This window comes from Ahrensia marina (genome assembly GCF_001293565.1).
Lineage (GTDB): Bacteria > Pseudomonadota > Alphaproteobacteria > Rhizobiales > Rhizobiaceae > Ahrensia > Ahrensia marina.
Genome location: NZ_JXMU01000024.1, coordinates 1 through 14330, shown reverse-complemented (window position 1 = coordinate 14330; position 14330 = coordinate 1). Strand labels below are relative to the sequence as shown.

Annotated in this window: 11 protein-coding genes; 9 read left to right on the top strand and 2 right to left on the bottom strand. The window is 50.5% G+C overall.

What is annotated here, in order from left to right:
• Positions 1 to 44 precede the first annotated feature (44 nt).
• From SU32_RS14195 to SU32_RS14175, 5 genes are read left to right on the top strand one after another with little or no spacing between them, the layout of a single operon-like run.
• Positions 45 to 2006, top strand: a complete 1962-nt coding sequence (locus SU32_RS14195; RefSeq protein WP_054000038.1) for a TonB-dependent receptor domain-containing protein — start codon at positions 45 to 47, stop codon at positions 2004 to 2006.
• 49 nt (positions 2007 to 2055) lie between these two features.
• On the top strand, positions 2056 to 2964 hold the full coding sequence (locus SU32_RS14190) for a siderophore ABC transporter substrate-binding protein (protein ID WP_054000037.1): 909 nt from the start codon (positions 2056 to 2058) through the stop codon (positions 2962 to 2964).
• On the top strand, positions 2961 to 3917 hold the full coding sequence (locus tag SU32_RS14185) for an ABC transporter permease (protein WP_054000036.1): 957 nt from the start codon (positions 2961 to 2963) through the stop codon (positions 3915 to 3917). Before SU32_RS14190 ends, SU32_RS14185 begins: the two co-directional genes overlap by 4 nt.
• Complete coding sequence (locus SU32_RS14180; RefSeq protein ID WP_054000035.1) at positions 3910 to 4848, top strand: iron chelate uptake ABC transporter family permease subunit; 939 nt, start codon at positions 3910 to 3912, stop codon at positions 4846 to 4848. Before SU32_RS14185 ends, SU32_RS14180 begins: the two co-directional genes overlap by 8 nt.
• Positions 4848 to 5606, top strand: a complete 759-nt coding sequence (locus tag SU32_RS14175; RefSeq protein WP_054000034.1) for an iron ABC transporter ATP-binding protein — start codon at positions 4848 to 4850, stop codon at positions 5604 to 5606. Before SU32_RS14180 ends, SU32_RS14175 begins: the two co-directional genes overlap by 1 nt.
• Positions 5607 to 5787: 181 nt before the next feature.
• Here SU32_RS14175 and SU32_RS14165 read toward each other — a convergent pair whose 3' ends face one another.
• Positions 5788 to 6402: an acyl-homoserine-lactone synthase gene (locus tag SU32_RS14165; RefSeq protein WP_054000032.1), complete on the bottom strand. Its 615-nt coding sequence runs from the start codon at positions 6400 to 6402 to the stop codon at positions 5788 to 5790.
• Positions 6403 to 6779: 377 nt separating this feature from the next.
• Between SU32_RS14165 and SU32_RS14160 the strand changes: the two genes are divergently transcribed.
• Genes SU32_RS14160 through SU32_RS14145 form a run of 4 tightly spaced genes read left to right on the top strand, consistent with a single transcriptional unit; the run spans position 6780 to position 13956 of the window.
• Entirely contained in the window at positions 6780 to 8213 is a 1434-nt protein-coding gene (locus SU32_RS14160; RefSeq protein WP_144421154.1) for a hypothetical protein, read from the top strand.
• Between the two features lie 49 nt (positions 8214 to 8262).
• Positions 8263 to 10260, top strand: coding sequence for a vWA domain-containing protein (locus SU32_RS14155; protein ID WP_054000030.1), 1998 nt, complete (start codon positions 8263 to 8265; stop codon positions 10258 to 10260).
• A gap of 58 nt (positions 10261 to 10318) precedes the next feature.
• Positions 10319 to 11047 carry a hypothetical protein gene (locus tag SU32_RS14150; protein WP_144421153.1) on the top strand — a complete coding sequence of 243 codons (729 nt, stop codon included), beginning with the start codon at positions 10319 to 10321 and terminating at the stop codon, positions 11045 to 11047.
• The gene (locus SU32_RS14145; RefSeq protein WP_054000028.1) at positions 11044 to 13956 is read left to right on the top strand and encodes a hypothetical protein; all 2913 of its coding nucleotides are present in this window, start codon (positions 11044 to 11046) and stop codon (positions 13954 to 13956) included. Before SU32_RS14150 ends, SU32_RS14145 begins: the two co-directional genes overlap by 4 nt.
• Positions 13957 to 14101: 145 nt before the next feature.
• Here the strand turns inward: SU32_RS14145 and SU32_RS17435 are convergent.
• Positions 14102 to 14330, bottom strand: a 229-nt coding sequence (locus tag SU32_RS17435; RefSeq protein ID WP_054000027.1) for a hypothetical protein, incomplete at its 5' end; no start/stop codon positions are given.

The following is a 14330-nucleotide window of genomic DNA, read 5'->3' as shown; positions in this document are numbered from 1 at the left end:
TGACATCGGTCAAGCCACCATTTTACACTTAACTTGGGGGCTTTATGTTTAAGTCAAATCTCTTTCTGGCGAGCACTGTCAGTATTTTTTCAATCATCCCTTATGCACACGCGCAAGATTTCGTTGAGTTGAACCGCATTGTTATCGGTACGCAAGATACAAGCGAAAACAGTGTGGAAGTGACGGATGAAGATCTCGTCCGGATTAACCCGACAGACCTTCAGGACTTGTTTCTCGCAGAGCCCACAATTGCCGTTGGTAGCTCTCTGCCTGTCTCACAAAAAATATATGTGAATGGTGTCGAAGAAACCAATTTTTCGGTCACCATCGATGGCAGCCGACAAAATAATAAAATTTTCCACCATAATGCGACGACATTGATTGATCCGTCACTGCTCAAAGCGGTGAGCATTGAGCCAGGTGTAGCGCCAGCCGATGCCGGACCGGGCGCACTTGCCGGTGCGATCGAATATGAAACAAAGGACGTTGCCGACCTCCTGCCGGATGGTCGCATGTTCGGCGGGTTCACCATCGGTGAGTACAGCACGAACGGCGATGTTTTTACCACAAGCAATTCGCTCTATGGCCGCAAGGATGGCTTTGAAGTGCTTGGCTTTATTAAATATGCCAAGGGCGGCTGGCAAGAAGACGGTAATGGCGATGATATTCTCGCTTCAGGCACACAACTGCTGAGTGGACTTGGCAAGATTGCCTATGAAAGCGAAATCGGCCACCGCGTCGAGCTATCCTACGAGCGCGTCGTTGATGATGAAGCACGTCCGTATCGCGCCAATATTGGCCAGATCATTGGCGGCAGACCGGTTCCTTTAACGCGTAATTATGATTTGGAACGGCAAAACGTGGTTCTGAGCTATACCAATGAAAATCCGGTAGGCTTATGGGATCCGACCATCCAGATTACATATAGTGTTACTGATCTCGGCGTTGTTGACGATAGTGATGCAAGTTTCGGGCAGACCAACAGCTTCAACGGCAAAGCTGAAAACCGTTTTGCACTTGAAAACGGGTCTGTCACGACTGGATTTGATTTTTATGTCGATAGTGCAGACATGGATTATAACAGTCTAAGCAATCCGGCGGACAATTTTGACGCTACTGAAAGTGCTTCGAACATCGGAGTTTACGCTCAAGCCCGCTTTGACGTGACGGAGCGTTTCCGGACCTCATTCGGAGCGCGGGCCGATTTCCAGCGTTTTGAAGGCACAACCGGTTATACGGATAATTTTGCAGGTCTTTCCGGAAATATTTCCGGTGAGTTTGATATTACCGACAATTTGACCGCAAGTGCCGGCGCTTCGCATGTGTTTGGCGGTGTGCCGCTAGCTGAAAACTTCATTGCAAATCCGAATTGGGACTATTCTGGCGGCCTTGAGGTCGTAAAGTCCAACAATGTCTATGCGGGTCTGAATGCACGGTTCGGCAGCTTCGATGTAAGCGGTAAGGTCTTCTATACCGAAATCAACGATGCCCGTACGCCGTCATACAGAGGCGGCCCGGGCTTAACAACAGATATGAAAAGCACCGGCTTCGAACTGGGTGCCGGGTATAGTTGGGAAACCGGATTTGTACGCCTTGGCTATGCAGACATAAAGACTGAACTGGATGGAAGACCCGCCGACTCATATGTCGGTAACTATCTTACTGTTCCAATCGGTCAAATGTTCACATTTGAAACGGCGCACACATTTGTCGATTACGGTGTAACGATCGGCGGTAATGCGCAGGTCGTTCTGGAAGAAGACGATACATATAATCCTGATACAGGTACGCGCGGTGCACCTCTCGCCGGGTATGAGGTATTTAACGCTTTTGTTGAGTACACGCCGCCACAGCATGAAAATCTAACATTCCGCGCCGCCGTCAATAACATTTTTGATGAGGCTTACACTTCCCGTGCCACTTACGGACAGGAATTCGCCGGTGCAGTTAATCCGCTGCTTGAGCCAGGCCGGTCGTTTAAACTGTCTCTCAAAGCAAAATTCTAACCTGTTAAATAGGAGGCCGACATCTGGAGAGGATGTTGGCATTTAAGAAATGAAAAAACTGGTCAATCTTATCGGCATAGCTGCACTATCCATAGCAACTGTCTGCTCTTCTGCGTTCAGTGCAGAAATTCAAACAGCCGCCGGTCCGCAGGAGATAGCCGAAAAGCCGAATAGGATTGCGGTTTTTGATATCGCCGCGATCGATACACTTGATGCTCTTGGTGTGAAAATAGATGGTGTGCCGAACAATCTTTATATCGACGCACTTAAACAGAAGCTGGGCTCTACCGAACAGGTGGGCACATTGTTCGAGCCGGATCTTGAGGTTTTAAATGCTCTTGCACCTGAGCTCATTATCGTCGGCGGCCGTTCTTCAACACAGATTGAGCAAACCAGCCGTGTTGCGCCTTCAATTGATATGACGATTTGGGGAGATGATCTTATCGATCAGGCACGCCAGCGCATTGTCGACTATGGAAAATTGTTCGAGATCGAAGAAAAAGCACAGAGCCTTGTTTCTGAATTTGACGCAAAGATCGAGGAAACAAAATCTGCAGCTAAGGGCCAGGGAAATGCACTAATTGTGATGACCAATGGCCCGAAAATATCGGTCTATGGACCTAATTCACGCTTCGGCTGGGTTCACACAACACTGGATATACCGGCTGCTGATCCGCAGATCGATGCAGGAGAACATGGGGATGCGGTCTCATTTGAGTTTATCGCGGAAATTGATCCGGATTGGTTGATCGTTGTGGATCGTGCAGCGGCAATTGGCTCAAATGAACAAAATGCAAAAGCAACGCTGGACAATGAATTAATCCGCAACACGAAAGCATGGCAGAGCGGTCAGGTAATCTATGTGCCGTCCTCGAATGTCTACATTGCAGCAGGCGGTGCGCGCACAACAATGGCGGTGTTTGACGCGCTTGCTGAAGGTTTTTCAAAGGCGGAATGAATTTGTCGCGAATGCCGATTGCGTTTGGCGCTACCCTTCTGTTTCTGCTCAGTCTGTGCAGTCTGACCGTGGGCGTCAGTGATATATTTGACGGCAATTTTACCGCCAATATTGATCTTATTTTCAGCAGTCGGCTGCCGCGTACGCTAGCAGTTATATTAACCGGTGCAAGCCTGGCGATTGCCGGGCTTGTCATGCAAAGCTTGGCGCGGAACAGATTTGTCGATCCGATGACGTCTGGCTCGGGCCAAAGTGCGGCTCTGGGCATTTTGGCTGTCACGATTTTTGCGCCGCAACTGCCTATTTTGATCAAAGTGGTTTTCGCCAGTTTTTCTGCCTTTTTAGGCACAAGCTTTTTTCTGGCTCTTATACAGAAGCTTTCACCGAAAGACCCATACATTGTCGCATTATTTGCAATAATCTATGGCGGCATAATGGGGGCACTGGCAGCGGCAATTGCATGGCACTTTGACCTGCTGCAATTTCTCGATGTTTGGATGAACGGAGAGTTTTCCGGCATCATGCGCGGGCGCTATGAACTTTTGTGGCTGATTGCAGCGGTCATGGCAGCAGCGTGGTGGGTCGCGGACCGCCTGACTATTTTAGCACTCGGACGAAATACGTCGATTGGCCTTGGCCTGAATTACAAAATGACATTGCATATCGGCTTGGTAATCGTTTCGGTCGTTTCAGGACTTACCGTCACAACTGTCGGCGTCGTGCCTTTCGTCGGGTTGATTGTACCTGCCGCTGTGTCACGCATATTAGGCGATGATGTGCGCCGCGCCATTCCGGTCGTTGCTTTAGGCGGTGCAACACTGGTGCTGATATCAGACCTGATAGGCCGTATCGTACGCTTTCCCTATGAAGTGCCGGCAGGAACAGTAATGGGCGTTGTCGGTGCAGCGGCATTTCTCGCGCTTATATTCAACAGGTCATTTAGGCATGCTTGACCGAAAAATGATTTTAACGGCCATTACTGCTATCGGCGTGATTGTTTTATTCATGACCGTCAACATTCGTGGCAATTGGCAGTTTGCTATGGAGTTGCGGTCGATGCGGCTTCTGGCACTTTTACAAGTCGCTATCGCTGTTTCTCTCTCTACTCTCGTGTTCCAGACAATCACTTCCAACCGTATTTTAACCCCGTCACTCATGGGTATGGACGCACTCTATATCCTTTTGCAGACCACACTTGTGTTTGCTTTGGGTGGACTGGGTTATGCGACATTGGACCCGATCGTTAAATTCTCGACTGAAACGATCGTGATGGCCGGCTTGGCGTGTTTACTGTTCTTGCCGTTGTTGCGTTTTACTAATGCACTGGTGCTTATGCTGCTTGGCGGTGTTGTTCTTGGCGTCATGTTCCGTAGCCTTTCGTCTTTTCTTTCACGGCTGATTGATCCGAACGATTTTGCTGTTGTGCAGGGCGTGAGTTATGCGGACTTCAACACCGTCAATGCGGACCTTATTTTTCCATGCCTGATATTGATAGTTTTTGCGGCCTTATTCTGCTGGCGTGCACGGCACATTCTGGATGTAATATTGCTCGGAAAACCAACCGCTATCGGGCTGGGCGTTAACTGGCGTATTTATTCGGTCGCTTTGTTGGTGCTGGTCGGTATTCTCGTTGCTGTTTCAACGGCACTTGTCGGTCCGGTAACGCTGCTGGGTTTGCTCGTTGTCGCGCTGGGCAGGGAACTCGCAAAGACCAGCAAACACAGTCACACAATGATCTACAGCTGTCTCGTTTCGATCATATTACTGGTCGGCGGCCAGACGATACTAAGTCATTTGTTCGCCAATGCCCTGCCACTTGGTGTGCTGATAGAATTTGTCGGCGGCATTACATTTATTTTCATTCTCTTTCGTTGGAGGCAGTGATGATTGAATTGCAAAACGTTTCCGTCGCGCTTTCGGGCGTGCCGATCCTGTCCGATATCAATCTCGAGCTTTCCGGCGGCGGCATAACAGCTCTTATCGGACCCAATGGCGCAGGAAAGTCGACACTGGTTTCCGCAATCGCCCGTCTTGTTCCCACAAGCGCAGGACGAATTACAGTCGATGGACTTGATGTGGCGCAAACGCCGACGCGCACACTCGCACGGCGTTTAGCCATCATGCCTCAGGATAATGTGGTTGCAGGCCGTTTGAAAGTCGCAGAGCTCGTTCAGTTCGGACGGTTCCCACACCATCAAGGCAGACCGGCTGCTGAAGATCACGCAGCTGTCGAAGAGGCCTTAACGATTTTTGACCTGCTGGATATCAAAGAAAAATTTATCGACACATTATCAGGTGGGCAGCGGCAGCGTGCGCGTGCCGCCATGTGTTTTGCGCAAGGTACCGACTATATTTTACTTGATGAACCGCTGAACAGTCTCGACATTTTTTATGCAAGGGAACTGATGCGCACCTTGCGGCATGTCGCCGATACAAAGCAGCGCAGCATAATAATTGTCCTTCATGATCTCAATCATGCAGCCGTTCATGCAGACCGCATTATCGCTATGCGCGACGGCAGCATTATTGCAGATTCCACACCGGAAAAAGTACTCTGCACAAGTGTTTTGCAATCCGTATTTGGATTTGAAATCGATGTCGAAACAATTGCCGGAAAACCCATCAGCTTACATTTTTTATGAGAGACTTCCAGTTTAGTTGGCGCGCCAATGTTGGTGCTTACCCCGCGAAAGCGAGGACTATTTACCTGTGCATCCGAAACACATCTGTTGGATACTTCGCAAAAATCTACCCAATAGTAATTGGGTTACTTGGTCGCCAGATTAATTTGCCGCCCGCTTCTCGATGGATAAAATTACAAGTTTAACTTCTTGCTTGCGCAGCTGGAATGTGATCCTCGGTACTGCGTAATTCTTCAAGTCTTAAAAGAGTTCGATGATCAAAAGATGCTTTAACCGCTAAAACATCCTCACCCTCCAAGACATGTGTAATGCCAAGCGCGGTCACACGAAAATGTAGCTGTGCTAATCTCAACAACCACAGCGGATTCATTTCTATTATTATTGACGAAACATTTTCTTTTAGGCCCCATTCGACAATGGCCGAAAGTAACTTATTGGCTATTGGACTTAGTTTTCGGCCTCTCACTCTATGCGGTTTTTTAACTGCGAAACGAGTCCATTCCCAAGTTCGTGGATCGTTTGGAAGTGCCAATTCACATAGTTGCGGATATACTGAATTAAGAAGGTAGGGCTGGGTTGTCGGCAACATCCGCTGATAACCCACAAGCTCGTCATCTTTGAATGCAAGCATATGAAGTGCGTGCTTGTTGTCAAATTGATCGATCTCTAATTTATCCGGTTTCTCAAGATCCAGCCATTGCTTCTCTTCAACAAACACTTCGTGCCGCAAGGACCACGCCTTTCGCATACAGGCTAGGTTTTGTTGAACATCTTTTCTCTTGATAATTTTTAACACGACCCATCTCCATTTTTGTACTCCGGACCATTGTGGAGCTAATTTGGAGAGCTTGGAAAGTAGTAGATCTGCTACCTATGTGCACTTTCTCATGGAGCCGCACGTCTATAGGCGTAACTCCTAAATGAGCAACGAAAAGGCTCTTGGCAGATTATGTACACAGTGCGCTAGGAGAAATTGGAGTGGCTTAATCAATTGCATTGCTTGAGAAGCTAGGGTCACGGTTCGATACGAAGCAAGGATGAGGTATTAAATTTGCCTTTACATAAAGGGGTGACAATACCGGCCTGGTTGGCTAACTTGACTTAAGGGCAGCTGTAAGGGTTATCCGATCCCAGCAGTTGTCCGAGATAGTCTGAAGGCGAGGAGGGGAACGCATGTCTAACTGGATAATGGTCTTGAGGTTTCAAGGTCTGGCAACGCAGTTGCGCGTGTTGCAAAAAAATCTACTGTTAATGGTAGCCTGTTTTACACTGATCCTTTCCGGTCTTGCTCCCGCAAATTCACAAAATCAAACCGAAACGCTTGCCCTTGGATATGTGCAATCGCTTTATAATGCGCACAAATCCTTGCGGGACGCCGGCCTTGGCGGCATTTGGAATAATGCCGAATTGCGGGAAACCTTCTTTCAGCCGGAAATAGCTGAAACCGGCACACTGGTGTCCGGTGAGTTTGACCTGCTTACAGGAACCGCCCCGGCGAAGATCGATGCATTCCAGACAAGGGTCGCGGGTAACCAGCCCAGACAGGGGGTTGCGATTGAAGTAGCGGTACGTTCAGGCGGACCGGCGAAGATTGTTTCGCTCACTGTCGATTTCTTCGACGGCGACCAGCAAAGAATATCGGCGATTAGCGGACTGGACTGGAACCTTGCCGAAATTGCAGTTCGTTATGGCGGCAATTCAGACAATTCATCAGGTGACGATTTGTTTGGCGAAGCTGCTGGCAGTGATGCGAAAACCAATACAGAAAGTTCGGCCGTTTCAGATGCAGTGGATGCCGAAATGGGCGAAGAAACGCAAACGGGTGATACAGCCACCAATAATGGGAACGAGAGCGGCTCGTCTCAAACACAAGTACCGGGCATCGCTGCTATCACGGAAGAATTCGATGGTAGCAAGCTTGAAGGGGGCTGGCAGATCGTTAATGAAGATCTCAACAGTTACCTTGTTGAAAACGGCTCCATTTTTGCGATTGCAACGGGCGGTAAAGCCAGTTTTGAAAACCCTGAATCCGCCAATTTGTTCAAATATGGTGAATTTGCCGGTGCCGGTGATTTCACGATGCGCCTGAAAGGAAAACTGGAGCCAAAAACCGGCTATGAGACCGTGTGGTTAGGCCTGCACGGTAATGACAATGATTATGTGGCACTGACTTTGCGTGTACTGACCAAAGGATGCGGACCAGCCCTTTATCTTGATCTCGTCAATGAACGGATGATCGCCTCGCAAGAAAAGCCGGTGCAAACATCATTCACTAAAAGCCTCTTTGATAAGAGCATAGTCAGCAGCGTGTGTTCAAAAGGCGAAATGGGACGTCAACTTGGCGACCGGATTTTGGCGCAGCTAGCCGACAAAGGCTTCGAGTTGACGCTCAAGCGCAAAGGGTTTCGCTATAGCGGGTCAGTTACGCTCAATGTGCCAGCTGCTGGTGACGACCCGGGTGGTCCCGTAACAGTCGAAACGGACAGTGTCAGCCGGATCGAGCCTTTTGGCGCACCCGCTTTTCAACTCGGTCAGTTGAGCCGCGCCAAGAGCGGCGAAACTGTTGCCTATTTTGACCGGTTCGAGCTGATTCCAGATGCACAGTAACGACACCTTCTATCGTGGAGCCATTCGCACAACCAGAGGAGAGGTAGCGATGAAATATTCAGCAAGGCTAGTTAAAAAATTGCTGGCTGTTTTCCTGTTCGGCGGACTTTCATTGGCCCCTGTAAACGCGCAGGACAATCTTGAACAGGCAATCGATCTGGTGGAATCCATGATGTTCGATCATCTGGACCGTTTCAATTCAGGCCGGCCTCCCTTGCTGAATGATCCGGGTGCGACAAAGCTCTATTTCGTCGACAGTTACGCGGTGCCGGGATTACAGGGAAAACTCGGCTTCGATCCGGTCTTTGACGCGCAGGACGCGGATATCCGTAATATCAGCGTCGGTCCTGACGCCCAGACACCCGTCTTGCGCGGTGCTGCCCAGATCGTGGCAAGCTTTACCAATTTCGGCCAACCTCAAACCATGCTGTATACGCTGGTTAAAGTGCCGCCCAATAATGACTGGCAGATAAACGATATTTATTCCGATGCGAATGGCTGGTCTTTGGCGCGCCTCAGCCAGGATTTCGTCGGTCAGGCGACCGGCGGCAATGATGTGACGCTTTTCAATCAACAGCCAGCCGGTTCGAATGAAGAAAATATCGGGATGGAGCAGGGAGATACGCCAGGCTTTGACACAGCACAGAACAGTTCTTCCGGTGGTAATTCCGCTTCTGCTGCGTCCAGCCCGGCTTCATCGGGCAATGCTGTTTCAGCGCCATCTTCATCTGATATTCTGTTTATGCTGGATGGTTCCGGTTCCATGTGGGGGCAGCTTAACGGTGTCGCTAAAATCAGCACAGCCAAAACAGCTCTTTCCGGGCTGGTTTCCGATCTTCACGGGCAGAGGAATATCGGTCTTATGGTATATGGTCACCGGCGCGAAGGTGATTGTGGTGACACCGAGATGATCCTTCAGCCCGGTGATCATGCGCTCGACAATATTCAATCCGCAATCAACAACATCACACCGCGCGGCAAAACGCCGATCGCCCGTTCACTGATGGAAGCCGGAGAAGTTCTTTCGGTCTCGGAGCGTCCGTCCAGTATTCTGCTTATTTCTGACGGTCTGGAAACTTGTAGTGGAGATCCGTGTGCCGCGGCTGCACAACTTGCCGCCCGCGGTATTGATACGCGTGTTCATGTTGTTGGCTTTGATCTGAGCGCGCAGGAGGCCGCAGCGCTTCAATGTATCGCCGATAATGGTAATGGCCGCTATTTCAGCGCAAATACAGCGGATGAATTCGTTCAGGCCGTCAATGACGCTGTGGAAGAAGCAAGTGCTCCGCCACCTCCCGCGCCAAAGCCACCGCAGCCGGAAACTGCAAAGGCGATTTTCGAAGAATTGTTTGACGGTCCAAATCTTGATCCTGCAATAACAGTTGAAAATCCTGTTCCCGAATATGTTACGTTTACTGGCGAGGGTACACGCTTTGTCTCGGTTGCCGGTGCCCCCCGCTATGATGCGGCTGATGCCACGAACCGGCATATTGTAGATACACCGCTGCCTGACGGTGATTTCGACCTTCTTCTTGAATTCAGCCACGATATGCAATCTCTTGCAGAGCAGGCTTCAGTGTCACTGTTTACCGATGCATTCAATCATGTTTCTGCTGTTGCGTGGATAGAGACAAAAGGGTGCGGTTCAGCCATCAAGCTGTCGCTCGTACAAGACAGCGGAACAGAGGGCGATGTTACACGCAAGCTCTTCACGGACAATTTGTTCGATGGTCCATTTACGGACGATATATGCAGCAAGAAGGGCAGGGCACATGCAGATATGATCCTCCAGTCGCTGGTGGATAATGGCGCTTTACTCAGGTTGAAGCGGCGGGGCCGTGAAATGACTGCGGAGTTCTCGATGGATGTTCCGGGAGCGGAAGGCGAGCCGTCCAAAAGAATGACCAAGGCCACGGAGCCTGTTTCCATGTTGCGCCTTTCTGGTAAACCGGCTTTTCTTGTTGGCCAAGGGACGAGCGCGCGCTCCCGTGAAGGTATATTCGAACTCGACCGCTTTGCGATTGAACAGCCCCCGCAGGGAGGCTGAATTGCGGGGCCGCTTTCCCATAATCCCGGGACAGGTCTGCGGCCTCGGGATTATGGTGTTGGCAATTGGTGTAAGTGGCAACGCCACTGCTCAAAGCGAAGACCTGTTCAAGGAGGCCGAGAGAGCCGGCAACCACATGTCTGCTGATCGTTCCGAAACACAGGCTTTGCAAATTGCCGCTGGTGAGATGTTCGATTTGTCAGCGGATAACGATGCCGGTCTAACGCTCAAGATGGAAAATTTGAGCGGTACGTTGCTGACCTTTCCCGCGGTTGAAGAGACAGAAGAAGCGGGCGAGATCCGTTATTACTTTCAGGCGCCTCCTGTGCCGGGCAAGTACGAGATTCATGACCGTAATAACGGTGTGGCAGCAACAATCGAGGTCGTTGCTCCAGTGGCAAAGTTGCTTGCGCCGACGGAAGTTGATCTTTGCGACAAGCAGTTTCCGGTGCGGTTCAAGGGTCCCAAATCCCGGTTTGACCGGCTGGAAATTACGCCGGCCAACGCCTCTGCATCTCCGCATAACGGGTATAAGCAACCAAGCGTGATCAAGACTTTGAACGCAGAAAGCTCGTCGACGGTCTTTCTTGATGTGCCTGAGGAGGCAGGCGCGTATCGTGTCGGCTATTTTACCCAGTCCAGCATGGCGATTTACCGGCCAATTGCCGAACAGGAGATAACGGTGACGGCTGATAGAGCTTGTAAAGCAAATACTGCAGGCAGCGATAAACCGGAGTTCAACCCAAGTAATCCTTTGTTGAAAGTGCTTTCAGGAGAGCAGCAATGAGATTTTTGAGCCCTTTGGCACTTTCCGTTTCCGGCTTTTTCGCCTGCATGGTGTTCCTGAACAATTCGGCGCTGTCACACGAATTGCTCAAACTGGAGCCTAATGCCGGTCATATACCAAGCAAGTATGGTGTGCCTTCCGGCGGATGGAAAACCATTACAGGCTGGTCTCCTAAAAGCATTACACTTACGTGCAGTGATACTGATAATAAGCGCGATAACAAGGATTGCCCGCAATGGGACGTGGTCAACGGTCCACGCATCGAGAAGGCGGGCCGCGATGCCATGCACTGGCTTGAGAAGCAGGGCCTGCCAAGCCCTGAATTGCTGGGTCCGGTGGTTACACCCAATGCTTCCGGTTCAACTGAATCGCTATTGGTGTTTACCGGAAAGCTTGACGATGCAATTGCGCAGGAGCTTTCCTGCGGTTCAAATTTCAGCGATGGAAAGGCCATTGCATTGCAGTGGAATGTTCCAGATCACGAAAAGCGTGAATTTCCAGAAGACAAAGACGGCAAAAAGCCTGTTGATACATCTAACAGACCGGCCGAGACGATTCTGGCTGATGAGTCAGTTGTACCCCAATGGGCACTTCAGGGCACATTTGCGCATGAGATGACCCACGCAATTCAGGACAGTGCGTTTTATCGGGCTGCCGGTTATGCCACCGCTTGCGATCCGCGAAATGTGTACAGCCGGGCTCCCTTCCTGTTTGAAGGTTTGGCAGATTTTGTCAAAAACACTTATATGCGCTGGCATCTGCTTGAGGGCGAAAAGATGCGCTTCCCGATCCGCGACATCTGGAAAGACCGTGTTCTGGATTCGGGCCTTACGACAAGCCAATATGCCATATACCATGGATGGGCATCATATCGGAACGGCTTCTTCAATCCGTCAATCGCCTATCGGACCAGTTCTTTCTTCCGCCATTTGTCCGAGCGGTATCTTGACGGTTCCGTGTTGTTGCACAATGCATTTTTCAGCCCAGACGATTCCAGTCATCCGGCCTCTGATCGTGATATCGTGCGCTGGTTCGAACAAAAGCTGGGACTGATGTTTGGAACAGCACCACTTGGTCCGACCTTGACACTTGCCTATGCCGACATCGCCTCATGGCCGGATACATCTTTTGATGGACGGACAAGACTTGAAGCCGCGCCTTCACCTCCCGGCCATATTTGGCGTGATCACATTGCCCGGTGCCAATTGCGCGAGTTGAGCGCATCTGCGCCGGTAAAGCGCAAACAAGTAGACATTGCTCCCTATGGCGTTCGCTGCCTGGATATTGCCGTTGAAGACGATCGGGTAGAACGCAACAATGTCCATGCCCAGATTTACATTGAAGCCTCGGCCCGCTCACTAAGGGAGGCGGACGGATTGCACCTCGGCCTTGTGCAAGTGATGGACGGGGTGCCGCCCCATCCCGAAAACCAGCCGGAGGTTGAAACAAACGACAATCAAAAGTTTAAGATTGATTTCGGCCTTCCCGTGCCGTGGGACCCTGAAGAGAGGTTTTTTTCCTGTGCGGCGACACTTGATGCCTTGAAGGATGAGTCGATTGAAAAGGCCAGCAAGCATTGTATGCCGGTACGCGATGGTCCGATCAAGAATGCTAACGGACGATATGTCGTCCGCTGGACTTTGCCTACGCCGATGTTGAGAAACGCGGTGACAACATCGGCGATCCTCACCTATGTGCCGACGCGTGATACGCGCTTTGGTCCGCAAGCACGGGAAGCCTATACACGTTTATCTGACGCAAAAGTGCAGGTGAGCACATCATTGCGGCTGGCTGTTGATCTCGACAGGGTACCTGTTGAACTGATGCAAAACATTGAGCCAAAACCGGTGCCCGATGTTTCTAAGTGCGATGACGCGATGGAAATGACACGGATTGCCCGCATCAACGCGATCACTCGGTCCTTTGGCGTGGCGGATTGGAACGCATTTGATTTCCCCGATGACATAAGATCCGACTTGAACAGTAAGCTTGGCAGGGAGCGTTCGCCGTTTATCGGACAGAACGTCAAACGTTCGGAAATGGCCGGCAAAAATGGTAGTGCCCTCCATTTCACTGTCGCTGCGGCTGCTTATGCGCATGATGTGGACATGCTTGAGCAGTTTGCCAACCCGCTCTTGTCCAATGAGGAAACAGGACGCAGGATAGATGCTTTCCGTGATCAGGATGATGTCGTACTGGGGTTCTCATTGGAAACGTCAGAATATGGCTATTGTAACGGGTTTAATGACGACGATCCAAGTGCTTCACAGGAAGGTGAGGTGGAGTATTTTGTCTACTTTTCCGAATTTGAAGGCGATCGCTGGAAAGGCTTTCGTCCAAAAAGATGGGGAGAGCTCTCGGTTGGCAGCAGTTACCCGCTTCAGGTTCATAAAGTAACCCATACATCGCTTTCGCATATAGGGCTTGGCGAAACGTTGGAACGCGGCACTGTTAATGTTCAGGAACGCGGTGATGATTGGTTGAGGCTGCGCTTTGTCATCACTTCTGATGACGGTGCCAATCGCAATTTTGAAGTGGTGCTGCCCGCGCTTGAATATTTTACTTGGGACAGCAGGCGGGAGCTTGTCGAGACAAAAACGCAGGCTTTTTACCTTGAGCGGTGGCGCAATGAGCAACAGTTCGAATATCGCGGCAAGGAAGCTGATCCGTTTGGCAGAATAATTGACAACAAGGTTCAGGTCCCTCAATCACAGGTAGGTGCGGGTTCGAACAGTGCGTGTTCATGTTCCTGTGAGGCACTATCCCAACACGCAACTTTGTTGGAAGACCTCAAACGCGCGCCGGACAATTTCCTGCAATGCTCGGCACGATGTTGCAGTACTTACCTTTCCTGTCCTGCTGAAGGGCGCGCAAGTGTCGCTCAGCTTCAAAATATATGTGAGTGGTAACATCAACGGATTTTGTCGTGGAAGTGCGAGTGAGAGACCAAAGTTGGCAAAATTCGGCACAGCCCGACCCTGCTGCCACTCTCTGATATTAAGATGTAGTTCAACGGAGCTGGAGTGTTGCCCTGCAAGCAAATGCCTCTCATTTTCAGTAGAGGCTTGCTACAGTCAGACCGGCCGGGTGGGTCCAAAGCATGGCTACTGCTCCGGCGAGGGCTATGACAGCAAAAAGTGTCGTCGAAGGAAAGCGAAGCGGATTGATCCCGGCCTTAAGCGCGACCGCGATACTGAGGACCGACAACGCAAAAGCCAAACTGCTCAAAAAGATCAGAGACGGCAAATGCGGATGCGCAACGAGCTGACCTGAGACCCGTTTC

Coding starts and splice junctions, on each gene's coding strand:
- SU32_RS14180 (WP_054000035.1), top strand. CDS start 3,910: ATGCTTGACCGAAAAATGATTTTAACGGCCATTACTGCTATCGGCGTG.
- SU32_RS14190 (WP_054000037.1), top strand. CDS start 2,056: ATGAAAAAACTGGTCAATCTTATCGGCATAGCTGCACTATCCATAGCA.
- SU32_RS14195 (WP_054000038.1), top strand. CDS start 45: ATGTTTAAGTCAAATCTCTTTCTGGCGAGCACTGTCAGTATTTTTTCA.
- SU32_RS14175 (WP_054000034.1), top strand. CDS start 4,848: ATGATTGAATTGCAAAACGTTTCCGTCGCGCTTTCGGGCGTGCCGATC.
- SU32_RS14160 (WP_144421154.1), top strand. CDS start 6,780: ATGTCTAACTGGATAATGGTCTTGAGGTTTCAAGGTCTGGCAACGCAG.
- SU32_RS14145 (WP_054000028.1), top strand. CDS start 11,044: ATGAGATTTTTGAGCCCTTTGGCACTTTCCGTTTCCGGCTTTTTCGCC.
- SU32_RS14155 (WP_054000030.1), top strand. CDS start 8,263: ATGAAATATTCAGCAAGGCTAGTTAAAAAATTGCTGGCTGTTTTCCTG.
- SU32_RS14185 (WP_054000036.1), top strand. CDS start 2,961: ATGAATTTGTCGCGAATGCCGATTGCGTTTGGCGCTACCCTTCTGTTT.